Below are 22,182 nucleotides of genomic sequence, written 5' to 3' on the forward strand. Positions count from 1 at the left end.
TAAAACAGGCTCGGGCTCTGCCCGGGCTTTTTTATGTAAAAAAAAGCGGACACAAGGTCCGCAAAAGTTCACGTTGGCTTTAGTTGTCTGGTCAGGGAATGCGCTGAGGCAATGTCGTGATTTTCTGACTTTCGCCTCGTTTCTGGGTTTATTATTGAACAGAAAACTTGATAGGGATAATCGTTCGTTGCTATGCTATCTATCGCCATGAACTATCATGGCGACGGAGGATGAATAATGAATATTCGCGATCTTGAATACCTGGTTGCGCTAGCCGAGCACCGCCACTTCCGGCGCGCGGCGGACTCCTGCCACGTCAGCCAACCCACGCTTAGCGGACAAATCCGCAAGCTGGAGGATGAACTTGGGGTCATGTTGCTGGAGCGCACCAGCCGTAAGGTGCTGTTTACCCAGGCCGGACTGTTGCTGGTGGATCAGGCGCGTACCGTGTTACGCGAAGTCAAAGTGCTCAAGGAAATGGCAAGTCAACAGGGTGAGACCATGTCCGGGCCGCTGCATATAGGCCTGATTCCGACTATTGGTCCTTACCTGTTACCACAAATCATACCGATGCTGCACCAGACATTTCCAAAGCTGGAAATGTACCTGCATGAAGCGCAAACGCATCAGCTGCTGGCCCAACTGGACAGCGGCAAGCTTGACTGCGCGATCCTCGCGCTGGTGAAAGAGAGCGAGGCCTTTATCGAGGTACCGCTGTTTGACGAGCCGATGATGCTGGCAATCTACGAGGATCACCCGTGGGCAAATCGCGATCGCGTGCCGATGTCTGATTTGGCCGGGGAAAAGCTGCTGATGCTGGAAGATGGCCACTGCCTGCGCGATCAGGCGATGGGGTTCTGTTTTGAGGCCGGTGCGGATGAAGATACGCATTTCCGCGCGACCAGCCTCGAAACGCTGCGCAACATGGTGGCCGCAGGCAGCGGTATTACGCTGCTGCCGGCGTTAGCGGTGCCGCAGGAGAGAAAACGCGATGGCGTGGTCTATATCCCGTGCATTAAGCCGGAGCCTAGACGCACCATAGGGTTGGTGTATCGCCCCGGTTCACCGCTGCGCAGCCGCTACGAGCATCTGGCGGAGGCCATCCGCAGCACTATGGATGGCCATTTCGACAAAGCGTTAAAACAGGCGGTTTAAGCCATTTAACGCGGCGACCCGATAGGCTTCCGCCATGGTTGGGTAGTTAAAGGTGGTGTTGACGAAGTACTCAATGGTGTTGCCACCACCTTTTTGCTCCATAATCGCCTGGCCGATATGAATAATCTCGGCCGCGCGCTCGCCAAAGCAATGAATCCCAAGGATCTCTTTCGTTTCCCGATGGAACAGGATCTTCAGTGTGCCCACGCTCATGCCGACGATTTGCGCACGCGCCAGATGCTTAAACTGCGCGCGACCCACTTCGTACGGTACTTTCATGGCGGTCAGCTGCTGCTCCGTTTTACCGACGGAGCTGATTTCCGGGATGGTGTAGATACCGGTCGGGATATCCTCAATCAGATGGGCGGACGCCTCACCTTTAATCAGCGCCTGCGCGGCGATGCGACCCTGATCGTAAGCGGCTGATGCCAGACTTGGATAACCGATGACGTCGCCTACGGCATAGATATGCGGCAGCGCGGTCTGATACATGCTGTTGACCTTGAGCTGGCCGCGGCTATCGGTTTTCAGGCCAATATTTTCCAGCGCCAGAGAATCGGTGTTACCGGTACGCCCGTTGGCGTACAGCAGGCAATCTGCTTTCAGTTTTTTACCCGATTTCAAATGCATGATCACGCCGTCATCATGGCCTTCAATCTTCTCGTACTCTTCGTTGTGGCGAATAACCACGCCGCTGTTCCAGAAGTGATAGGAGAGGGAGTCGGACATCTCCTGATCGAGGAATGCCAGCAGACGATCGCGGGTGTTAATCAGGTCCACTTTGACTTCCATACCGCGGAAGATGGACGCGTATTCGCAGCCAATCACCCCGGCGCCGTAGATAATGACATGGCGGGGCTCGTGCTGCAGGCTGAGGATAGAATCGCTGTCGTAAAGGCGCGGGTGGGAAAAATCGACATCAGCCGGATGATATGGACGGGAGCCGCAGGCGATGACGAATTTCTCCGCGGTGACCGTTTCGACGGTACCGTCGTGACATTCCAGGGCGAGGGTGTGTTCATCAACAAAATGCGCGTTGCCCTGCAATATTTCGCAGTGGTTACGCTCATAGAAACCCTGACGCATATGGGTTTGCTGGTTAATGACGCTGTCGGCATGGTTAAGAATGTCGGCGAAGGAAGAACGAAGAAGACGGGAATGGTCGCTGTAGAGGGGGTTTTGGTTAAACTCGATAATACGACTGACGGCATGGCGGAGGGCTTTCGACGGGATGGTACCCCAGTGGGTACAGCCGCCGCCGACGTTATGATAGCGCTCAATAACGGCGACGCGCGCGCCCTGCTTAACCAGTCCCATCGCAGCACCTTCACCGCCAGGGCCGGAACCAATCACTATTGCATCATAATCCCAAGAGTGTGACATGGCATTACTCACCTGTTTTATACATAAAATAAACACGATGATAACATTCGCCGGACTTTAACCCAATTATCGTTGTGCTTTTTTGCGGCATAAAAGCAGATTCGGCTCGTAAACAATCATTCACAAAGCTGTCTAGACCGATTAGTTTTAATCTCTGGTATAGTGCCAGCAGGTCTATTGGAAGGATTCAGACATCGTGATGGGCGTAAGAGCGCTACAAAAAGAGAAAACCCGACGTTCGTTGGTCGAAGCCGCATTCAGCCAGCTGAGCGCTGAGCGGAGTTTCGCCAGCTTGAGTTTGCGCGAAGTTGCGCGCGAGGCGGGGATTGCACCAACGTCCTTTTATCGCCATTTTCGCGATGTTGACGAACTCGGTCTGACGATGGTCGACGAGAGCGGGCTCATGCTACGTCAGCTGATGCGCCAGGCGCGGCAGCGTATCGCTAAAGGCGGCAGCGTGATTCGCACCTCTGTCTCCACATTCATGGAATTTATAGGTAATAACCCAAACGCTTTTCGCCTGTTGTTGCGGGAACGTTCCGGCACATCCGCGGCGTTTCGTGCCGCCGTGGCGCGTGAAATTCAACATTTCATCGCGGAACTTGCCGATTATTTAGAAATCGAAAACCATATGCCGCGCGCCTTTACCGAAGCGCAGGCTGAAGCTATGGTCACTATCGTTTTCAGCGCGGGCGCTGAGGCGCTGGACATCAGTCCTGAACAACGCCGGCAGCTGGAAGAGCGACTGGTACTGCAGCTCAGAATGATCGCGAAAGGCGCGTATTACTGGTATCGCCGCGAACAAGAAAAAATGTCACATCATTCCGAATAACGTGAAGGACGAGCAATGAAACACTCAGTTCAAGATAAAGGTACGCTGCTGCTGGCGCTGATCGCTGGTTTATCCATTAATGGAACCTTCGCCGCGCTGTTCAGCTCGATTGTTCCCTTTTCCATCTTCCCGGTTCTGTCTCTGCTGCTGACCATTTACTGTCTGCATCAGCGCTATCAGAATCGCAGTATGCCCGTGGGGCTGCCTGGCCTGGCGGCTGCCTGCTTTATTCTCGGCGTTCTGCTGTATAGCACCGTGGTACGCGCGGAATATCCGGACATCGGCTCTAATTTCTTCCCGGCCGTGCTGTCGGTGATTACCGTGTTCTGGATCGGCTACCGGATTCGTAACCGTAAGGATGCGGCGGCAGAGTAAGCCTTGTGACCCGGCAACATTGCGTTGCCGGGTTTTGCGTTTACTTTTTCGTGAGCAGGACGCCGCATTCCATATGATGGGTGTACGGGAACTGATCGAACAGCGCCAGACGCGTGACGTCATGGGTCTGGCTTAAGGTTTCCAGATTCTGGCACAGGGTCTCCGGATTACAGGAAATGTACAGAATACGCGGGTACGCCTGCACCATCTTCTCGGTTTCGCTATCCAGCCCGCTGCGCGGCGGATCGACAAAAATCGTCTCGCACTGATAGCTTTTCAGGTCAATACCCTGCAGACGGTTAAACTCCCGTACGCCGTTCATGGCCTGCGTAAACTCTTCCGCCGCCATACGGATAATCTGCACGTTTTCAATATGGTTAGCCGCAATGTTGTACTGCGCTGCCGCGACCGACGGTTTAGCGATTTCCGTGGCCAGGACGCGATCGAAGTTGCGCGCCAGGGCCAGCGAGAAGTTACCATTGCCGCAGTACAGCTCCAGTAAATCCCCCGTCGCCTCTTTGGTGGCATCCAGCGCCCACTCCAGCATCTGAATATTCATGGCGGCGTTCGGCTGAGTGAAGCTGTTTTCTACCTGGCGATAGATCATTTCGCGGCCGGCAACCGGCAGACGCTCATCGATGTAATCTTGATCGAGCTCGATTTTGGTTTTGGTGGCCCGGCCAATCAGATGTACGTTGAGATTTTTCGCGCGCAGCGCATCGCGCAGGAGCCCGGCCTGCTGACGCCACTCGTCGTCGAGTTTTTTGTGGTACAGCAGCGATACCACGGCCTGATTGCTCATGGTCGTCAGATAATCGACCTGGAACAGTTTGTGACGCAGAACCGGGTTATCGCGCACGCCGTCAAGAATCTCGATCATCAGTTGATTGATGAGTTCGCTTGCCGCCGGGAAGCTATCGACGCGAATCCGGGATTTGGTCTGCTGGTCGAACATGATGTGGTACAGGTCGTCACCGTCATGCCACAAGCGGAATTCAGCACGCATACGATAATGACTCACCGGCGAACGAAACACCTCCGGAACCGGCGCGGCAAAAGGCACCATCATTTTTTGCAGACGGACGACTTTTTCTGCCAGCTGCGCTTCATATTGTTCGGTCGGAAGGTGTTCTGGGGTCATGATGCATCCTGAATAAAATAAGTACGCGGGGATTGTAGGGAAAGCGCAGGCGATGTCCAGCCCGGAGAAGAGATCAAATATAATTATAGAAGTCTGGACATCTATATGTTTCTAATTATAGCATTGTGTAACCGGTCCTGTGAGTTAAAAGGGAACCCAGTGTAAATCTGGGGCTGACGCGCAGCGGTAAGGAAGGTGGGATGAACGCATTGTGCAGACACTGCCGATATCTGGTGGGAAGTCCTCATCCATAACACGCCCCAAGCCCGAAGACCTGCCGGAATACGTCGCATTTGGTTTCTATCATCGCGTGCTACTGATGAAACCAGCGGCATCCTTTATATGTTACGGATGCTTTTACAATGATTAAAAAAGCTTCGCTGATGACGGCTCTCTCCGTCACGGCATTTTCTGGCTGGGCGCAAGACAGCAATTCAGACACGTTAGTGGTGACAGCAAATCGTTTTCAACAGCCGGTGAATACGGTTCTTGCACCGACCGATGTGGTAACCCGGGAAGATATCGATCGCTGGCAGGCGAAGGATTTAAATGACGTTATGCGTCGGCTGCCGGGGGTGGATATTTCGCAGACCGGTGGTATAGGGAAGAGTTCCTCCCTGTATGTGCGTGGTACCGAAGCGCGCCATGTGCTGGTGCTTATTGACGGTGTACCGATGGCGCGACCGGGAATTTCCAATGGTATTGATATTGGGCAGATTCCGGTATCGTTGGTTCAACGTGTCGAATATATCCGCGGACCACGCTCTGCGGTTTATGGTTCCGGTGCGATTGGCGGCGTGGTGAACATTATCACGATGAGTGACGACGAGCGTGCGCAGATTAATGCAGGGATAGGGACGGATAGTTACCAGACTTATGACGGTGCCATTAATAAACGTTTTGGCGATACGATGGTAACGGCCGCTGGCGCTTATCAAACGACTAAAGGCTTTAACGTTAAGCCTGATTCGACCTATCCTGGCGACAGCGATCGTGACGGTTATCGTAACAAGTTGTTCTGGGGCGGTGTGCAGCATAAGTTTGACGACAATCTCTCTGGTTTCTTCCGTGGCTACGGATATACCGCAAATACCGACTACGACCAGGGGTCGTATGGTTATGCTGGCGGTAATGATGAAGGTCAGAACTACACTCAGTCCTGGGATACTGGTTTGCGTTACAACTCTGGTATCTATTCCTCTCAGTTGATTGCTAACTATCAGCATCTTAAAAATTACAACTATAGCAACGATCTTGGCCGCTATGCGGGAGATGCTACGCTGGATAACATGGAACAGCGTTATATCCAGTGGGGTAATAACGTTGAAGTTGGGCATGGAGCGATTAGCGGCGGTGTTGACTGGAAACAGGAAAAGCTGACTTCCAGCAGCACGACAAAGGCGGATGCTTATAAGCGCGACACTACCGGGCTTTACCTGACAGGCCAGCAGCAGATCGACAGCGTAACGTTGGAAGCATCTGGTCGTGAAGACCATGATCAGCAGTTCGGCTGGCACGGCACGTGGCAGACTGCCGCAGGTTGGGAGTTTGTTGATGGCTATCAGGCAACGCTCTCCTACGGAACCGGTTTTCTGGCACCGTCTCTTGGCCAGCAGTTCGGTGCGACGCGTTATGCCTCAGCTTATTTCCCTGGGATCGCCGCCAACCCGAATCTGAAGCCGGAAGAGTCTAAACAGTGGGAAGCAGGGATTAATGGGCTTACGGGGTCGCTGGACTGGCGTCTCTCCGCTTATCGTTATGAGATTCAAAACCTGATTAGCTATAAAAATAGTCAGTATGTCAACGTGAAGTCGGCCACTATCAAAGGCCTGGAATGGACGGGGAATATCACGACCGGCCCGGTAGAACATCACCTGACGATGCAGTATGTCGATCCGCGGGATGATGAAACGGACAAAGTACTTTACCGCCGCGCCAAACAACAGGTGAAGTATGAACTGACCGGACAGGTCTATGATATCGGCTGGAACGTGATGTATCAGTACCTTGGTCAGCGTTACGATAACGATTATGACAACAATCGTGATGTAAAAATGGGTGGTCTGAGCTTGTGGGATGTCGGATTGTCATATCCGTTCACCTCGCACCTGACAGTTCGTGGTAAAATAGCCAACCTGTTCGATAAAGATTACGAGACAGCTTATGGCTACCCAACTGCAGGACGAGAATACACCTTGTCTGGCAGCTACACCTTCTGATCCACGTCCCACCGTGCTGGTGTTTGACTCCGGCGTCGGTGGGTTGTCGGTTTATCATGAGATTCGGCAGCTTCTGCCGAATCTGCATTACATCTACGCTTTCGATAACGTTGCTTTTCCTTACGGGGAGAAGAGTGAAGAATTTATCGTTGAACGCGTGCTCGAAATTATCACTGCCGTTCAACAACGTTATCCGCTGGCGCTGGCCGTCATCGCCTGCAACACCGCCAGCACGGTCTCTCTTCCCGCCCTTCGTGAAAAATTCGCCTTTCCTGTTGTGGGCGTCGTCCCGGCGATTAAACCTGCGGCGCGTTTGACGGCGAACGGTGTCGTTGGTCTGCTGGCGACGCGTGGAACGGTCAAACGTCCCTACACGCGCGAGTTGATAAGCCGCTTTGCGAATGAATGTAAGATAGAAATGCTGGGTTCCGCTGAACTCGTTGAACTGGCGGAAGCGAAGCTGCACGGCGAACCGGTCCCGCTGGAAGAGTTACGGCGTATTCTGCGCCCGTGGTTGCGAATGGCGGAGCCGCCGGATACGGTGGTGCTGGGCTGCACGCATTTCCCTCTCTTACAGGAAGAACTGCAACAGGTGCTGCCGGAAGGGACACGGATGATCGATTCAGGCGCTGCGATTGCTCGTCGTACCGTCTGGTTGCTGGAACATGAGGCACCAGATGCGAAATCCAGTGACCCAAATATTGCTTATTGCATGGCGCTGACGGCTGAAACTGAACAACTTTTGCCCGTTTTACGACGTTATGGCTTTGCGACGCTGGAAAAACTGCCACTTTAATCGCGTTTTGCACAAAAAAGAGACGGTTGAAAAGTTTTTTTAAAACAGGGCTTGTCAACGTCTCAGAACTCCCTATAATGCGCCTCCACTGACACGGAACAACGGCAGACAAGCCGCCGGGTCAGCAGGGTTTATGCGAAAATTCTGCCAGAGAAAAGCAAAAATAAATGCTTGACTCTGAATGAGGAAAACGTATTATACGGGACCTCGCGACAGAGCGCTAAGCGCCGTCGCAACTGCTCTTTAACAATTTATCAGACAATCTGTGTGGGCACTCAAAGTGACATGGATTCTTAACGTCCTCGGACGAAAAATGAATACCAAGTCTCAAAGAGTGAACACGTAATTCATTACGAAGTTTAATTCTAAGAGCATCAAACTTAAATTGAAGAGTTTGATCATGGCTCAGATTGAACGCTGGCGGCAGGCCTAACACATGCAAGTCGAACGGTAGCACAGAGAGCTTGCTCTCAGGTGACGAGTGGCGGACGGGTGAGTAATGTCTGGGAAACTGCCTGATGGAGGGGGATAACTACTGGAAACGGTAGCTAATACCGCATAACGTCGCAAGACCAAAGTGGGGGACCTTCGGGCCTCATGCCATCAGATGTGCCCAGATGGGATTAGCTAGTAGGTGGGGTAATGGCTCACCTAGGCGACGATCCCTAGCTGGTCTGAGAGGATGACCAGCCACACTGGAACTGAGACACGGTCCAGACTCCTACGGGAGGCAGCAGTGGGGAATATTGCACAATGGGCGCAAGCCTGATGCAGCCATGCCGCGTGTATGAAGAAGGCCTTCGGGTTGTAAAGTACTTTCAGCGAGGAGGAAGGCGGTGAGGTTAATAACCTCATCGATTGACGTTACTCGCAGAAGAAGCACCGGCTAACTCCGTGCCAGCAGCCGCGGTAATACGGAGGGTGCAAGCGTTAATCGGAATTACTGGGCGTAAAGCGCACGCAGGCGGTCTGTTAAGTCAGATGTGAAATCCCCGGGCTCAACCTGGGAACTGCATTTGAAACTGGCAGGCTTGAGTCTTGTAGAGGGGGGTAGAATTCCAGGTGTAGCGGTGAAATGCGTAGAGATCTGGAGGAATACCGGTGGCGAAGGCGGCCCCCTGGACAAAGACTGACGCTCAGGTGCGAAAGCGTGGGGAGCAAACAGGATTAGATACCCTGGTAGTCCACGCTGTAAACGATGTCGACTTGGAGGTTGTTCCCTTGAGGAGTGGCTTCCGGAGCTAACGCGTTAAGTCGACCGCCTGGGGAGTACGGCCGCAAGGTTAAAACTCAAATGAATTGACGGGGGCCCGCACAAGCGGTGGAGCATGTGGTTTAATTCGATGCAACGCGAAGAACCTTACCTACTCTTGACATCCAGAGAACTTAGCAGAGATGCTTTGGTGCCTTCGGGAACTCTGAGACAGGTGCTGCATGGCTGTCGTCAGCTCGTGTTGTGAAATGTTGGGTTAAGTCCCGCAACGAGCGCAACCCTTATCCTTTGTTGCCAGCGGTCCGGCCGGGAACTCAAAGGAGACTGCCAGTGATAAACTGGAGGAAGGTGGGGATGACGTCAAGTCATCATGGCCCTTACGAGTAGGGCTACACACGTGCTACAATGGCATATACAAAGAGAAGCGACCTCGCGAGAGCAAGCGGACCTCATAAAGTATGTCGTAGTCCGGATTGGAGTCTGCAACTCGACTCCATGAAGTCGGAATCGCTAGTAATCGTAGATCAGAATGCTACGGTGAATACGTTCCCGGGCCTTGTACACACCGCCCGTCACACCATGGGAGTGGGTTGCAAAAGAAGTAGGTAGCTTAACCTTCGGGAGGGCGCTTACCACTTTGTGATTCATGACTGGGGTGAAGTCGTAACAAGGTAACCGTAGGGGAACCTGCGGTTGGATCACCTCCTTACCTGAAGAACCTGCCTTTGTAGTGCTCACACAGATTGTCTGATGAAAAAGTAGCAGTAAAAATCTCTGCAGGCTTGTAGCTCAGGTGGTTAGAGCGCACCCCTGATAAGGGTGAGGTCGGTGGTTCAAGTCCACTCAGGCCTACCAAATTCACCTCCGTGCTGTGTTACGGCGATGCTCGCATACTTCAGTATGCTTCGCACCACCGCGCCTTGCCCGGAAACGAATTAGGATACAGAGATTAGCATTTTACGATGGGGTTATAGCTCAGCTGGGAGAGCGCCTGCCTTGCACGCAGGAGGTCTGCGGTTCGATCCCGCATAGCTCCACCATCCTTTACTGCTGCACAACAAGAAAACTTCAGAGTGTACCTGAAAAGGTATGCTGCGAAGTTTTGCTCTTTAAAAATCTGGATCAAGCTGAAAATTGAAACGACACACTGTTTCCTTTCTCCGTAATAAGAAAGGAAAAGCGGTGTGTCTGAGTCTCTCAAATTTTCGCAACACGAACCGTTTTACGAAACAGTTTCGGGTTGTGAGGTTAAGCGACTAAGCGTACACGGTGGATGCCCTGGCAGTCAGAGGCGATGAAGGACGTGCTAATCTGCGATAAGCGTCGGTAAGGTGATATGAACCGTTATAACCGGCGATTTCCGAATGGGGAAACCCAGTGTGTTTCGACACACTATCGTTAAGTGAATACATAGCTTAACGAAGCGAACCGGGGGAACTGAAACATCTAAGTACCCCGAGGAAAAGAAATCAACCGAGATTCCCCCAGTAGCGGCGAGCGAACGGGGAGCAGCCCAGAACCTGAATCAGTTTGTGTGTTAGTGGAAGCGTCTGGAAAGTCGCAGGGTACAGGGTGATACTCCCGTACACTAAAATGCACAGGCTGTGAGTTCGAAGAGTAGGGCGGGACACGTGGTATCCTGTCTGAATATGGGGGGACCATCCTCCAAGGCTAAATACTCCTGACTGACCGATAGTGAACCAGTACCGTGAGGGAAAGGCGAAAAGAACCCCGGCGAGGGGAGTGAAAAAGAACCTGAAACCGTGTACGTACAAGCAGTGGGAGCCTACTTGTTAGGTGACTGCGTACCTTTTGTATAATGGGTCAGCGACTTATATTCTGTAGCAAGGTTAACCGAATAGGGGAGCCGCAGGGAAACCGAGTCTTAACTGGGCGTTAAGTTGCAGGGTATAGACCCGAAACCCGGTGATCTAGCCATGGGCAGGTTGAAGGTTGGGTAACACTAACTGGAGGACCGAACCGACTAATGTTGAAAAATTAGCGGATGACTTGTGGCTGGGGGTGAAAGGCCAATCAAACCGGGAGATAGCTGGTTCTCCCCGAAAGCTATTTAGGTAGCGCCTCGTGAACTCATCTTCGGGGGTAGAGCACTGTTTCGGCTAGGGGGTCATCCCGACTTACCAACCCGATGCAAACTACGAATACCGAAGAATGTTATCACGGGAGACACACGGCGGGTGCTAACGTCCGTCGTGAAGAGGGAAACAACCCAGACCGCCAGCTAAGGTCCCAAAGTCATGGTTAAGTGGGAAACGATGTGGGAAGGCACAGACAGCCAGGATGTTGGCTTAGAAGCAGCCATCATTTAAAGAAAGCGTAATAGCTCACTGGTCGAGTCGGCCTGCGCGGAAGATGTAACGGGGCTAAACCATGCACCGAAGCTGCGGCAGCGACACGATGTGTTGTTGGGTAGGGGAGCGTTCTGTAAGCCGTTGAAGGTGGCCTGTGAGGGTTGCTGGAGGTATCAGAAGTGCGAATGCTGACATAAGTAACGATAAAGCGGGTGAAAAGCCCGCTCGCCGGAAGACCAAGGGTTCCTGTCCAACGTTAATCGGGGCAGGGTGAGTCGACCCCTAAGGCGAGGCCGAAAGGCGTAGTCGATGGGAAACAGGTTAATATTCCTGTACTCGGTGTTACTGCGAAGGGGGGACGGAGAAGGCTATGTTGGCCGGGCGACGGTTGTCCCGGTTTAAGCATGTAGGCGGAGGTTCCAGGTAAATCCGGTACCTTATTAACGCTGAGGTGTGATGACGAGGCACTACGGTGCTGAAGTGACAAATGCCCTGCTTCCAGGAAAAGCCTCTAAGCATCAGGTAACAACGAATCGTACCCCAAACCGACACAGGTGGTCAGGTAGAGAATACCAAGGCGCTTGAGAGAACTCGGGTGAAGGAACTAGGCAAAATGGTGCCGTAACTTCGGGAGAAGGCACGCTGATGGTAAGTGAAGCGACTTGCTCGTGGAGCTGAACTCAGTCGAAGATACCAGCTGGCTGCAACTGTTTATTAAAAACACAGCACTGTGCAAACACGAAAGTGGACGTATACGGTGTGACGCCTGCCCGGTGCCGGAAGGTTAATTGATGGGGTTATCCGTAAGGAGAAGCTCTTGATCGAAGCCCCGGTAAACGGCGGCCGTAACTATAACGGTCCTAAGGTAGCGAAATTCCTTGTCGGGTAAGTTCCGACCTGCACGAATGGCGTAATGATGGCCAGGCTGTCTCCACCCGAGACTCAGTGAAATTGAACTCGCTGTGAAGATGCAGTGTACCCGCGGCAAGACGGAAAGACCCCGTGAACCTTTACTATAGCTTGACACTGAACACTGGTCCTTGATGTGTAGGATAGGTGGGAGGCTTTGAAGTGTGGACGCCAGTCTGCATGGAGCCAACCTTGAAATACCACCCTTTAATGGCTGGTGTTCTAACGTAGACCCGTCATCCGGGTTGCGGACAGTGTCTGGTGGGTAGTTTGACTGGGGCGGTCTCCTCCCAAAGAGTAACGGAGGAGCACGAAGGTTAGCTAATCCTGGTCGGACATCAGGAGGTTAGTGCAATGGCATAAGCTAGCTTGACTGCGAGCGTGACGGCGCGAGCAGGTGCGAAAGCAGGTCATAGTGATCCGGTGGTTCTGAATGGAAGGGCCATCGCTCAACGGATAAAAGGTACTCCGGGGATAACAGGCTGATACCGCCCAAGAGTTCATATCGACGGCGGTGTTTGGCACCTCGATGTCGGCTCATCACATCCTGGGGCTGAAGTAGGTCCCAAGGGTATGGCTGTTCGCCATTTAAAGTGGTACGCGAGCTGGGTTTAGAACGTCGTGAGACAGTTCGGTCCCTATCTGCCGTGGGCGCTGGAGAATTGAGGGGGGCTGCTCCTAGTACGAGAGGACCGGAGTGGACGCATCACTGGTGTTCGGGTTGTCATGCCAATGGCATTGCCCGGTAGCTAAATGCGGAAGAGATAAGTGCTGAAAGCATCTAAGCACGAAACTTGCCCCGAGATGAGTTCTCCCTGACTCTTTGAGAGTCCTGAAGGAACGTTGAAGACGACGACGTTGATAGGTCGGGTGTGTAAGCGTAGCGATACGTTGAGCTAACCGATACTAATGAACCGTGAGGCTTAACCTTACAACGCCGAAGCTGTTTTGGCGGATTTGAGAGAAGATTTTCAGCTTAGATTCAGGGTTGAGTACGCAATAATTTGCGCAGCAGCAAGGCGACAAGCGAAGTAAAGGAAGGAGCATACTGAAGTATGTGACTGACTTTACGAGCGCAGCAGCAACACGGCTGATGCGATAAAGAATTGCGTACTGAGCACCAAGAATTTGCCTGGCGGCACTAGCGCGGTGGTCCCACCTGACCCCATGCCGAACTCAGAAGTGAAACGCCGTAGCGCCGATGGTAGTGTGGGGTCTCCCCATGTGAGAGTAGGGAACTGCCAGGCATCAAATTAAGAACGCAATCACAGCGATGTTGTGAGTGGTTCGACAGTTAAAGTAGTCAACCGGGGTGACAAGCGGTAGCAGTAAAACAGAATTCGGTGGAGCGGTAGTTCAGTCGGTTAGAATACCTGCCTGTCACGCAGGGGGTCGCGGGTTCGAGTCCCGTCCGTTCCGCCACTTATTAAAAGTTAAGCCTGCTAAGTCAATTAGCGGGCTTAATAGTAGGAAATTTAGGGGCGTAGCTCAGTTGGTAGAGCACCGGTCTCCAAAACCGGGTGTCGCGAGTTCGAGTCTCTCCGCCCCTGCCATATATAATCCTTTGCCCAGGCAAAGGATTTTTTTTTGTCCGTTATTTTCCATCTCCAGAATTTCCCGGCATCCTCCGTCCCCGGAGGCGTGCATTATTCCAGTATGTTTGTCTTCAGTATTTCGCGGATCTGTACCTGTTTATCGCTGTTTTGTAGCCAGATAGCGTACAGAGGCCGAGATAGCGTTGTACTGTCCGTCACCGTATGCAGGCCGCTTTTATCCTTCGCCCAGCGTGTCGGCAGCCATGTGCAGCCATTTAGCGCGGCGAGTTGCTGACAGGCCAGTTCAGCAGAACTGGTTGTCAGCAGCGGAACATCATCACCGCCAATCAGTCCGACTTCATTTTGTTGGAAATCCGGGCCCCATTCCAGGCGCAAATAATTCAATTCATTCTTCGTCTTAAATGGCGAGGCGCAGTAGAGTGCCAGGGTAAAATTACCGAGTAACTGGCTGCTTAATTCGTCCATTTTCGGCGATTCTGTTGTGATCAGTAGATCAAGCTGTCGTTCATGTAACTGTTTAACAAGCGATTGTCGCTGCGCAATCCGCGCTTCAAACTGCAGGTTACAGGGCTCTTTGTAGAGCTTCCCCAGCCATCCGTTAAGCATGCATTCCCACAAAGATGCGCTGCCGCCAATTGAGAATTCATTATGCCGGGAAGCGTTTGCAACCTCTTTTCGTGCCGCCTGCCAGGTGTTCATCAGGGTTTCGGCATACGGCAGGAGTTTATCGCCGGCTGACGTCAGGCGGATGTTATTGCGATGGCGGGTAAAAAGGTTAACGCCGAGCTGGTTTTCCAGCTGACGAATACGAAAGCTGACGGCCGACTGCGTCAGATAAAGCGCCTCTGCTGCTCGTCCAAAGTGGCGAGTTCTGCTCACCTCAAGGAAAGTTTTGAGCAATTCCGTATCCACACTCTTCTCCGCAAAATTATTTGTCGTAATGATTTAAATCTTTTGTTTTACACTCTGTCAAGCGTAACTAATACTCCGCGCCATAAATAGCTCGGCCAAAGAATCAGGAGCGTGTAGGATGGCGGAAAGCTTTATGACGACTAATCGTTTTTTCGATAATAAACATTATCCGCGCGGGTTTTCCCGTCATGGTGATTTCACCATCAAAGAGGCACAACTGCTGGAACAGCATGGTTATGCCCTGAACGAACTGGAACTGGGTAAACGCGAACCTGTCACCGAAGATGAAAAACAATTTGTTTCGGTATGTCGTGGTGAGCGTGAGCCAGCCACGGAAATGGAACGCGTCTGGATTAAGTATATGGCGCGTATTAAGCGGCCTAAGCGTTTTCATACGCTGTCCGGGGGGAAACCGCAGGTTGAAGGCGCTGAAGATTACACCGAAAGCGATGATTAAGAAAAAGGGCGTAAGCCCTTTTTTTACGCCATGAGTTTTTGCAGATGGTTCAGCATTCTGTCTATCGCTCGATAGCCAAGGGCCTCCTGCAGGTGGCGGCGCTCAATACGGGATTCACCTCCTATGTCGGCGATGGTCCGGGCGACTTTCAGCAGACGCTGCCAGGCGCGGATAGAAAGCCCCAGCTGCGATAGCACCTGTTCCAGCCAGATAGCATCCTCTTTACTGAGCGGACACCAGATTTTCATTTCATTACTCTCCAGGTCGGCATTGAGTTTCTCCTGCCGGGCCAGTTGTTTGTCTCGGGCGGCGAGAACCCGCTTCCTCACGCTGGCGCTATTTTCCACGCCAGCGACGGCCTGGCTGAGCACGCCTGGAGGCGGGAGCGGAATTTCCAGCGAGAGATCGAACCGGTCGAGAAACGGCCCGGACAGGCGCCCCAGATAGCGTAAGGTTTGTTCCGGTGATGCACGATTATGATGACCCTGGTAATGCCCGGTTGGGCTGGGATTCATGGCCGCGATAAGCTGAAAATGTGCCGGGTAGTCAATTTTCGCACGCGTTCGTGAAATATGTATTTTCCCGGACTCTATCGGCTCCCGCAAAGCATCCAACACCCGACGTTCAAACTCCGGTAGTTCATCCAGAAATAGCACCCCGTTGTGTGCCAGCGAGATCTCTCCGGGGATCGGGATTGAACCGCCTCCCACCATGGCTGCGAGAGACGCGCTGTGATGTGGGCTGCGAAACGGCCTCCTGCGCCACTGTTTAGTGGCATGATGGCGATTCAACAGACTAAGGATGGCGGCGCTTTCGAGCGCCTCCTGATTGCTTAATGGCGGCAGAAGACCTGGCAGTCGGCTGGCAAGCATGGTTTTTCCTGTACCGGGAGGGCCAATCAACAGCAGGTTGTGACCCCCTGCGGCAACGATTTCCAACGCACGTTTTCCTTGCTGCTGGCCAATAACATCGCTCAGGTCAGGCAGAGGGTCATCAGGATGTTCTTCCTCCGGCAGGGAAGGGGTGAGCGCATGGCGTCCCTCGAGAAAAGCACACACTTCCTGAAGATGCCTGGCGACAAGGCACTCATGGCCCTCAATGAGCCCCACTTCCGCGGCGTTATCCTCGGCGACGATAATTTGTCGTCCGGCTTTTATCGCCTCCATTGCGCTGGAGATAGCGCCAGGAACGCCACGTAGCGCCCCTGTGAGCGCGAGCTCGCCGATAAACTCATATTGATTCAACCTGGACGCATCTAGCTGCTCTGAGGCGACCAGAAGCGCGAGAGCGATGGGGAGATCATATCGCCCGCCTTCTTTTGGCAAATCGGCAGGAGCCAGATTGATGGTGATCTTTTTGGCCGGGAACGTATAGCCGCTGTTAATTATTGCGCTGCGTACCCGGTCGCGAGCCTCTCTTACCGTGGTTTCAGGAAGCCCTACCATGGTTAACCCGGGAAGCCCGTTGCTGATATGAATTTCGATCGTAATAAGCGGGGCACTGATACCGAAAGCAGCCCGTGTGTAAATAATCGCGAGTGACATAATGCCTCCTGAGTACGGGCATTATGTCGGTTGAATAATGGTCAGTAAGCAGTAAAAAATATATTCTGCGCGGCATGTTCCAGCGAATATCGCCGGATAGCGTGACATTTCACTCATGGTGGAATCGGCATCGCAGGCGGTCAACATAGTGAAATAGGGTATTGGGGAAACTGCCGCATCGCCATAAAAAAGATCGATAAATTGAATTTTTTTCATTTTATATTTTTTCTATTAAAAACAAATGTTTTACAAAAAATTGTTAGCGCGATCAGTAAGTAATGTATAAAAAAACCTTGTGTTTATTGTCATATCTGTGGTAACTCTTTAGGCATTCCTTCGAACAAGAAGCCAGAAAGTACAGAAAATGACAGCCCTTCTACGAGTGATTAGCCTGGTCGTGATTAGCGTGGTGGTGATTATTATCCCACCGTGCGGGGCTGCACTTGGACGAGAAAAGGCTTAGAAATCAAGCCTTAACGAACTAAGACCCCCGCACCGAAAGGTCCGGGGGTTTTTTTATAACTTAAAAATGATAAGCGAGGAGCAGAGAATGACGAGTAGCATAAAATTCTGTTTCTCCCGAACTATGACGGGGAACTAACTATGAATGGGGCGCAGTGGGTAGTACATGCTTTGCGGACACAGGGGGTCGACACGGTTTTTGGCTATCCTGGTGGCGCGATTATGCCGGTTTACGATGCATTGTATGACGGCGGCGTGGAACACCTGTTGTGCCGCCACGAGCAAGGGGCGGCGATGGCCGCCATCGGCTATGCTCGTGCCACCGGCAAAACCGGCGTGTGTATCGCCACATCAGGTCCAGGCGCGACGAACCTGATCACCGGCCTGGCTGACGCGTTACTGGACTCTATCCCGGTTGTCGCCATCACCGGTCAGGTCGCGGCGCCGTTTATCGGTACCGATGCTTTCCAGGAAGTGGACGTCCTTGGTTTGTCTCTGGCTTGTACGAAACATAGTTTCCTCGTGCAGTCGCTGGAAGAACTGCCGCAAGTGATCGCTGAAGCTTTCCAGGTCGCAAACTCTGGCCGCCCAGGCCCGGTTCTGGTTGATATCCCAAAAGATATCCAGCTGGCGAAGGGCGAACTTGAACCGTATTTCTCAACGGTTGATAACGATGTTGCCTTCCCTCACGCAGAAGTTGAGCAGGCGCTGCAGATGTTAGCCACCGCGCAAAAACCGATGCTGTACGTCGGCGGTGGTGTGGGCATGGCGCAGGCGGTTCCTGCTTTACGCGAATTTATCGCCGTGACACAAATGCCGGCTACCTGCACGCTGAAGGGTCTGGGGGCTGTTGATGCGGGCTATCCGTACTATCTGGGAATGCTGGGGATGCACGGCACCAAAGCGGCCAACCTGGCGGTACAGGAATGTGACCTGCTGATCGCCGTCGGCGCACGCTTCGATGACCGTGTCACCGGGAAACTGAACACCTTTGCTCCGCACGCCAGGGTTATCCATCTGGATATCGATCCGGCGGAGCTGAACAAGCTGCGTCAGGCGCATGTCGCCCTGGTGGGCGATCTGAATACGTTGCTGCCAGCGCTGCAGAAACCGCTGACTATCGACGCCTGGCGCCAGCATAATCAGGCGCTGCGTGACGAGCACGCATGGCGCTATGACCATCCGGGTGAGGGCATTTACGCGCCGCTGCTGCTCAAACAGCTCTCCGACCGTAAGCCGGTCGATAGCGTTGTCACAACCGACGTGGGTCAACATCAAATGTGGTCAGCGCAGCATATGACCTATACACGCCCTGAGAATTTTATTACCTCCAGCGGTTTGGGCACGATGGGTTTTGGCCTGCCTGCTGCGGTTGGCGCTCAGGTTGCCCGTCCGAACGATACCGTTATCTGCGTCTCCGGCGATGGCTCGTTCATGATGAACGTGCAGGAGCTGGGTACGGTGAAACGTAAACAGCTGCCGTTGAAGATCCTGTTACTGGATAACCAGCGTTTGGGCATGGTGCGTCAGTGGCAGCAGCTGTTTTTCGAGGAGCGCTATAGCGAAACCACCCTCACCGATAACCCCGATTTTGTCACGCTGGCCAGCGCCTTTGGCATTCCTGGTCAGCACATCACCCGTAAAGACCAGGTTGAAGCGGCTCTCGACACCATGCTTTCGAGCCAGGGGCCATACCTGCTTCATGTCTCAATCGATGAACTTGAGAACGTCTGGCCGTTGGTACCGCCCGGTGCCAGTAATGCAGAAATGCTGGAGAAATTATCATGATGCAACATCAGGTCGCTTTACAGGCTCGTTTCAACCCGGAAACCTTAGAACGCGTGCTGCGCGTGGTACGCCACCGCGGCTTTCAGGTTTGTTCCATGAATATGGAAACCACGGCAGATGCCGGCAACATAAATATTGAATTGACCGTTGCCAGTCAGCGGCCCGTCGAATTACTGTTTAGTCAATTAAGTAAGCTGGTCGACGTCGCCTGCGTCGAGATCCAGCAACCAACATCACAACAAATCCGCGCATAAGCGCAAGGGAAGAAAAATGACGACGAAAAAAGCTGATTACATTTGGTTCAACGGCGAGATGGTTCCGTGGGGAGAGGCGAAGGTTCACGTGATGTCTCACGCGCTTCACTACGGCACTTCCGTGTTTGAAGGCATCCGTTGCTACGACTCGCATAAAGGACCCGTGGTGTTCCGTCATCGCGAACATATGCAGCGTCTGCATGACTCAGCCAAAATCTATCGTTTCCCGGTCTCTCAAAGCATTGATGAGCTGATGGAAGCCTGCCGCGAAGTTATCCGCAAAAATAACCTGACCAGCGCTTATATTCGTCCACTGATCTTTGTTGGCGACGTCGGCATGGGCGTTAACCCGCCTGCGGGATACAGTACTGACGTGATCATCGCGGCGTTCCCGTGGGGAGCTTATCTTGGCGCTGAAGCGCTGGATCAGGGGATCGATGCGATGGTTTCTTCCTGGAACCGTGCCGCGCCCAACACCATCCCGACCGCCGCAAAAGCCGGTGGTAACTACCTCTCTTCCCTGCTGGTTGGCAGCGAAGCGCGCCGCCATGGTTATCAGGAAGGGATCGCGCTGGACGTCAACGGCTATATCTCCGAGGGCGCGGGTGAAAACCTGTTTGAAGTGAAAGATGGCGTGTTGTTCACTCCGCCATTTACCTCTTCTGCGCTGCCGGGCATTACCCGCGACGCGATCATTAAACTGGCAAAAGATCTGGATATTGAAGTCCGCGAGCAGGTGCTGTCCCGCGAATCTCTGTATCTGGCGGATGAAGTCTTTATGTCTGGTACTGCTGCGGAAATCACCCCGGTGCGCAGCGTTGACGGTATTCAGGTTGGCGAAGGTCGCTGCGGCCCGGTCACCAAACGTATTCAGCAAGCTTTCTTTGGCCTCTTCACCGGTGAAACCGAAGATAAATGGGGCTGGTTGGATCAGGTTAACCCGTAAATATATTCAAGCATAAGCATAAAAAAATGGGGCGGCACGCAGCGCCCCATGTCACAGAGACTGGGAGTAACTAAAGCATGCCTAAGTACCGTTCCGCCACCACCACTCATGGCCGTAATATGGCGGGTGCCCGCGCGCTGTGGCGCGCAACCGGGATGACCGATGCCGATTTCGGTAAGCCGATTATCGCCGTTGTTAACTCCTTCACCCAGTTCGTGCCGGGTCACGTACATCTGCGCGATCTGGGTAAGCTGGTTGCTGAGCAGATTGAAGCCTCAGGCGGCGTTGCCAAAGAATTCAACACCATCGCGGTGGATGATGGGATCGCTATGGGGCATGGGGGTATGCTTTATTCACTGCCATCCCGTGAACTGATCGCCGACTCGGTTGAGTACATGGTTAACGCGCACTGCGCCGATGCCATGGTCTGCATTTCCAACTGCGACAAAATCACCCCGGGGATGCTGATGGCGTCCTTACGCCTGAATATTCCGGTGATTTTTGTTTCCGGTGGCCCAATGGAAGCCGGGAAAACCAAGCTTTCTGACAAAATCATCAAACTCGACCTCGTCGATGCGATGATTCAGGGGGCGGATCCAAAAGTCTCCGACGAACAGAGCGATCGGGTCGAGCGTTCCGCATGTCCGACCTGCGGTTCCTGTTCGGGGATGTTTACCGCTAACTCAATGAACTGCCTGACCGAAGCGCTGGGTCTGTCCCAGCCGGGTAACGGCTCTCTGCTGGCGACTCACGCCGACCGTAAGGAGCTGTTCCTTAACGCAGGGAAACGCATCGTTGAGCTGACTAAACGCTATTACGAGCAGGATGATGCGTCAGCGTTGCCGCGCAACATCGCCAGCAAAGCGGCGTTTGAAAACGCCATGACCCTGGATATCGCCATGGGCGGTTCGACGAATACCGTTCTGCACCTGTTAGCCGCTGCGCAGGAAGCGGAAATCGACTTCACTATGAGTGATATCGATAAGCTGTCCCGCAAGGTTCCGCAGCTGTGTAAGGTGGCGCCGAGCACGCAGAAGTACCATATGGAAGATGTGCACCGTGCGGGCGGCGTGCTGGGGATTCTTGGCGAGCTCGATCGCGCCGGGCTGCTGAACCGCGATGTGAAAAACATTCTCGGCCTGACGCTGCCGCAAACGCTTGAGCAATATGATGTCATGCTGACCAAAGATGACGCGGTGAAAAAAATGTTCCGCGCTGGCCCGGCGGGTATCCGGACGACCCAGGCTTTCTCGCAAGACTGCCGCTGGGATACGCTGGATGACGATCGTGCCGAAGGGTGTATCCGTTCGCTGGAGCATGCTTACAGCAAAGACGGCGGCCTGGCGGTTCTGTACGGCAACTTTGCGGAAAACGGTTGTATCGTTAAAACCGCAGGGGTGGATGACAGTATTCTGAAATTCACCGGCCCGGCGAAAGTTTACGAAAGCCAGGACGATGCGGTTGAGGCTATCCTCGGCGGTAAAATCGTTGCAGGCGACGTGGTGGTGATTCGCTATGAGGGGCCGAAAGGCGGGCCGGGGATGCAGGAAATGCTTTATCCGACCAGCTTCCTGAAGTCGATGGGCCTGGGTAAAGCCTGTGCGCTGATAACAGACGGCCGTTTCTCCGGCGGCACCTCGGGCCTGTCGATTGGTCACGTCTCACCGGAAGCGGCCAGCGGCGGCAATATTGCGATCATTGAAGACGGCGATATGATTGCCATTGATATTCCGAACCGGGGTATTCATCTGCAGCTGAGCGATGCCGAAATCGCCGCGCGTCGCGAAGCACAAGAGGCCCGCGGCGATCGCGCCTGGACGCCGAAAGCGCGTGAACGTCAGGTTTCCTTTGCACTCCGTGCGTATGCCAGCCTGGCAACCAGCGCCGATAAAGGCGCGGTGCGCGATAAATCGAAACTGGGGGGTTAA

16 protein-coding genes, 4 tRNA genes, 3 rRNA genes and 1 riboswitch are annotated in these 22,182 nt (G+C 53.3%); of the genes, 18 read left to right on the forward strand and 5 right to left on the reverse strand.

The window, feature by feature from the left end:
* The first annotated feature begins 237 nt into the window (after positions 1–237).
* On the forward strand, positions 238–1,155 hold the full coding sequence (gene oxyR / locus FNY10_RS25105) for a DNA-binding transcriptional regulator OxyR (RefSeq protein ID WP_004869452.1): 918 nt from the start codon (positions 238–240) through the stop codon (positions 1,153–1,155).
* On the opposite strand, the gene sthA is transcribed toward oxyR, so the two are convergent.
* Positions 1,138–2,538 (reverse strand): Si-specific NAD(P)(+) transhydrogenase, encoded by a 1,401-nt coding sequence (gene sthA / locus FNY10_RS25110; RefSeq protein WP_100685400.1) that lies wholly within the window; start codon positions 2,536–2,538, stop codon positions 1,138–1,140. The two genes, oxyR and sthA, sit on opposite strands and share 18 nt — an antisense overlap.
* A gap of 196 nt (positions 2,539–2,734) precedes the next feature.
* Between sthA and fabR the strand changes: the two genes are divergently transcribed.
* Both fabR and FNY10_RS25120 read left to right on the forward strand, forming a co-directional pair.
* Entirely contained in the window at positions 2,735–3,370 is a 636-nt protein-coding gene (gene fabR / locus FNY10_RS25115) for an HTH-type transcriptional repressor FabR (RefSeq protein WP_100685399.1), read from the forward strand.
* Between the two features lie 15 nt (positions 3,371–3,385).
* Positions 3,386–3,745 carry a YijD family membrane protein gene (locus FNY10_RS25120; protein ID WP_100685398.1) on the forward strand — a complete coding sequence of 120 codons (360 nt, stop codon included), beginning with the start codon at positions 3,386–3,388 and terminating at the stop codon, positions 3,743–3,745.
* A gap of 40 nt (positions 3,746–3,785) precedes the next feature.
* Here the strand turns inward: FNY10_RS25120 and trmA are convergent, their stop codons facing one another.
* The gene (gene trmA / locus FNY10_RS25125; protein ID WP_100685397.1) at positions 3,786–4,886 is read right to left on the reverse strand and encodes a tRNA (uridine(54)-C5)-methyltransferase TrmA; all 1,101 of its coding nucleotides are present in this window, start codon (positions 4,884–4,886) and stop codon (positions 3,786–3,788) included.
* A 115-nt stretch (positions 4,887–5,001) separates the two neighbouring features.
* Positions 5,002–5,183: riboswitch (cobalamin riboswitch) on the forward strand.
* A 65-nt stretch (positions 5,184–5,248) separates the two neighbouring features.
* On the opposite strand from trmA, the gene btuB reads away from it, so the two are divergent.
* The 9 genes from btuB to FNY10_RS25170 all read left to right on the forward strand — a co-directional run bounded on the left by btuB (position 5,249) and on the right by FNY10_RS25170 (position 13,888).
* A complete protein-coding gene (btuB, locus tag FNY10_RS25130; protein ID WP_160704108.1) occupies positions 5,249–7,105 on the forward strand; it encodes a TonB-dependent vitamin B12 receptor BtuB in 1,857 nt (618 codons plus the stop codon).
* Positions 7,050–7,901, forward strand: coding sequence for a glutamate racemase (gene murI / locus FNY10_RS25135; RefSeq protein ID WP_160704106.1), 852 nt, complete (start codon positions 7,050–7,052; stop codon positions 7,899–7,901). The genes btuB and murI overlap by 56 nt, the downstream gene beginning before the upstream one ends.
* Positions 7,902–8,283: 382 nt before the next feature.
* A 16S ribosomal RNA gene (locus FNY10_RS25140) occupies positions 8,284–9,823 on the forward strand.
* A gap of 69 nt (positions 9,824–9,892) precedes the next feature.
* Positions 9,893–9,969 (forward strand) — tRNA-Ile (locus tag FNY10_RS25145).
* A gap of 109 nt (positions 9,970–10,078) precedes the next feature.
* Positions 10,079–10,154 (forward strand) — tRNA-Ala (locus tag FNY10_RS25150).
* Positions 10,155–10,360: 206 nt separating this feature from the next.
* Positions 10,361–13,266, forward strand: a 23S ribosomal RNA gene (locus tag FNY10_RS25155).
* Positions 13,267–13,466: 200 nt separating this feature from the next.
* Positions 13,467–13,582, forward strand: a 5S ribosomal RNA gene (gene rrf, locus FNY10_RS25160).
* The 16S, 23S and 5S rRNA genes sit together here with 4 tRNA genes alongside, the layout of an rRNA operon.
* Before the next feature lie 98 nt (positions 13,583–13,680).
* A tRNA-Asp gene (locus FNY10_RS25165) sits at positions 13,681–13,757 on the forward strand.
* A gap of 55 nt (positions 13,758–13,812) precedes the next feature.
* Positions 13,813–13,888 (forward strand) — tRNA-Trp (locus FNY10_RS25170).
* Between the two features lie 93 nt (positions 13,889–13,981).
* Here FNY10_RS25170 and hdfR read toward each other — a convergent pair.
* Positions 13,982–14,803, reverse strand: coding sequence for an HTH-type transcriptional regulator HdfR (gene hdfR / locus FNY10_RS25175; protein WP_100686165.1), 822 nt, complete (start codon positions 14,801–14,803; stop codon positions 13,982–13,984).
* A 118-nt stretch (positions 14,804–14,921) separates the two neighbouring features.
* Between hdfR and FNY10_RS25180 the strand changes: the two genes are divergently transcribed.
* Positions 14,922–15,260 carry a DUF413 domain-containing protein gene (locus FNY10_RS25180; protein ID WP_004869479.1) on the forward strand — a complete coding sequence of 113 codons (339 nt, stop codon included), beginning with the start codon at positions 14,922–14,924 and terminating at the stop codon, positions 15,258–15,260.
* A gap of 23 nt (positions 15,261–15,283) precedes the next feature.
* On the opposite strand, the gene FNY10_RS25185 is transcribed toward FNY10_RS25180, so the two are convergent.
* Positions 15,284–16,804: a YifB family Mg chelatase-like AAA ATPase gene (locus tag FNY10_RS25185; protein ID WP_160704104.1), complete on the reverse strand. Its 1,521-nt coding sequence runs from the start codon at positions 16,802–16,804 to the stop codon at positions 15,284–15,286.
* A 21-nt stretch (positions 16,805–16,825) separates the two neighbouring features.
* Entirely contained in the window at positions 16,826–17,020 is a 195-nt protein-coding gene (locus FNY10_RS25190) for a hypothetical protein (RefSeq protein ID WP_131050020.1), read from the reverse strand.
* A gap of 148 nt (positions 17,021–17,168) precedes the next feature.
* On the opposite strand from FNY10_RS25190, the gene ilvL reads away from it, so the two are divergent.
* The 5 genes from ilvL to ilvD all read left to right on the forward strand — a co-directional run bounded on the left by ilvL (position 17,169) and on the right by ilvD (position 22,182).
* On the forward strand, positions 17,169–17,267 hold the full coding sequence (gene ilvL / locus FNY10_RS25195; RefSeq protein WP_071996002.1) for an ilv operon leader peptide: 99 nt from the start codon (positions 17,169–17,171) through the stop codon (positions 17,265–17,267).
* A 140-nt stretch (positions 17,268–17,407) separates the two neighbouring features.
* The gene (ilvG, locus tag FNY10_RS25200) at positions 17,408–19,054 is read left to right on the forward strand and encodes an acetolactate synthase 2 catalytic subunit (RefSeq protein WP_160704102.1); all 1,647 of its coding nucleotides are present in this window, start codon (positions 17,408–17,410) and stop codon (positions 19,052–19,054) included.
* On the forward strand, positions 19,051–19,308 hold the full coding sequence (gene ilvM, locus FNY10_RS25205; protein WP_100686169.1) for an acetolactate synthase 2 small subunit: 258 nt from the start codon (positions 19,051–19,053) through the stop codon (positions 19,306–19,308). The genes ilvG and ilvM overlap by 4 nt, the downstream gene beginning before the upstream one ends.
* Before the next feature lie 16 nt (positions 19,309–19,324).
* Positions 19,325–20,254: a branched-chain-amino-acid transaminase gene (gene ilvE / locus FNY10_RS25210; protein WP_100686170.1), complete on the forward strand. Its 930-nt coding sequence runs from the start codon at positions 19,325–19,327 to the stop codon at positions 20,252–20,254.
* A 77-nt stretch (positions 20,255–20,331) separates the two neighbouring features.
* Entirely contained in the window at positions 20,332–22,182 is a 1,851-nt protein-coding gene (gene ilvD / locus FNY10_RS25215) for a dihydroxy-acid dehydratase (RefSeq protein WP_100686171.1), read from the forward strand.

The organism is Klebsiella sp. Lac1 (genome assembly GCF_009825425.1).
In the GTDB taxonomy this organism is placed as follows: domain Bacteria; phylum Pseudomonadota; class Gammaproteobacteria; order Enterobacterales; family Enterobacteriaceae; genus Klebsiella; species Klebsiella electrica.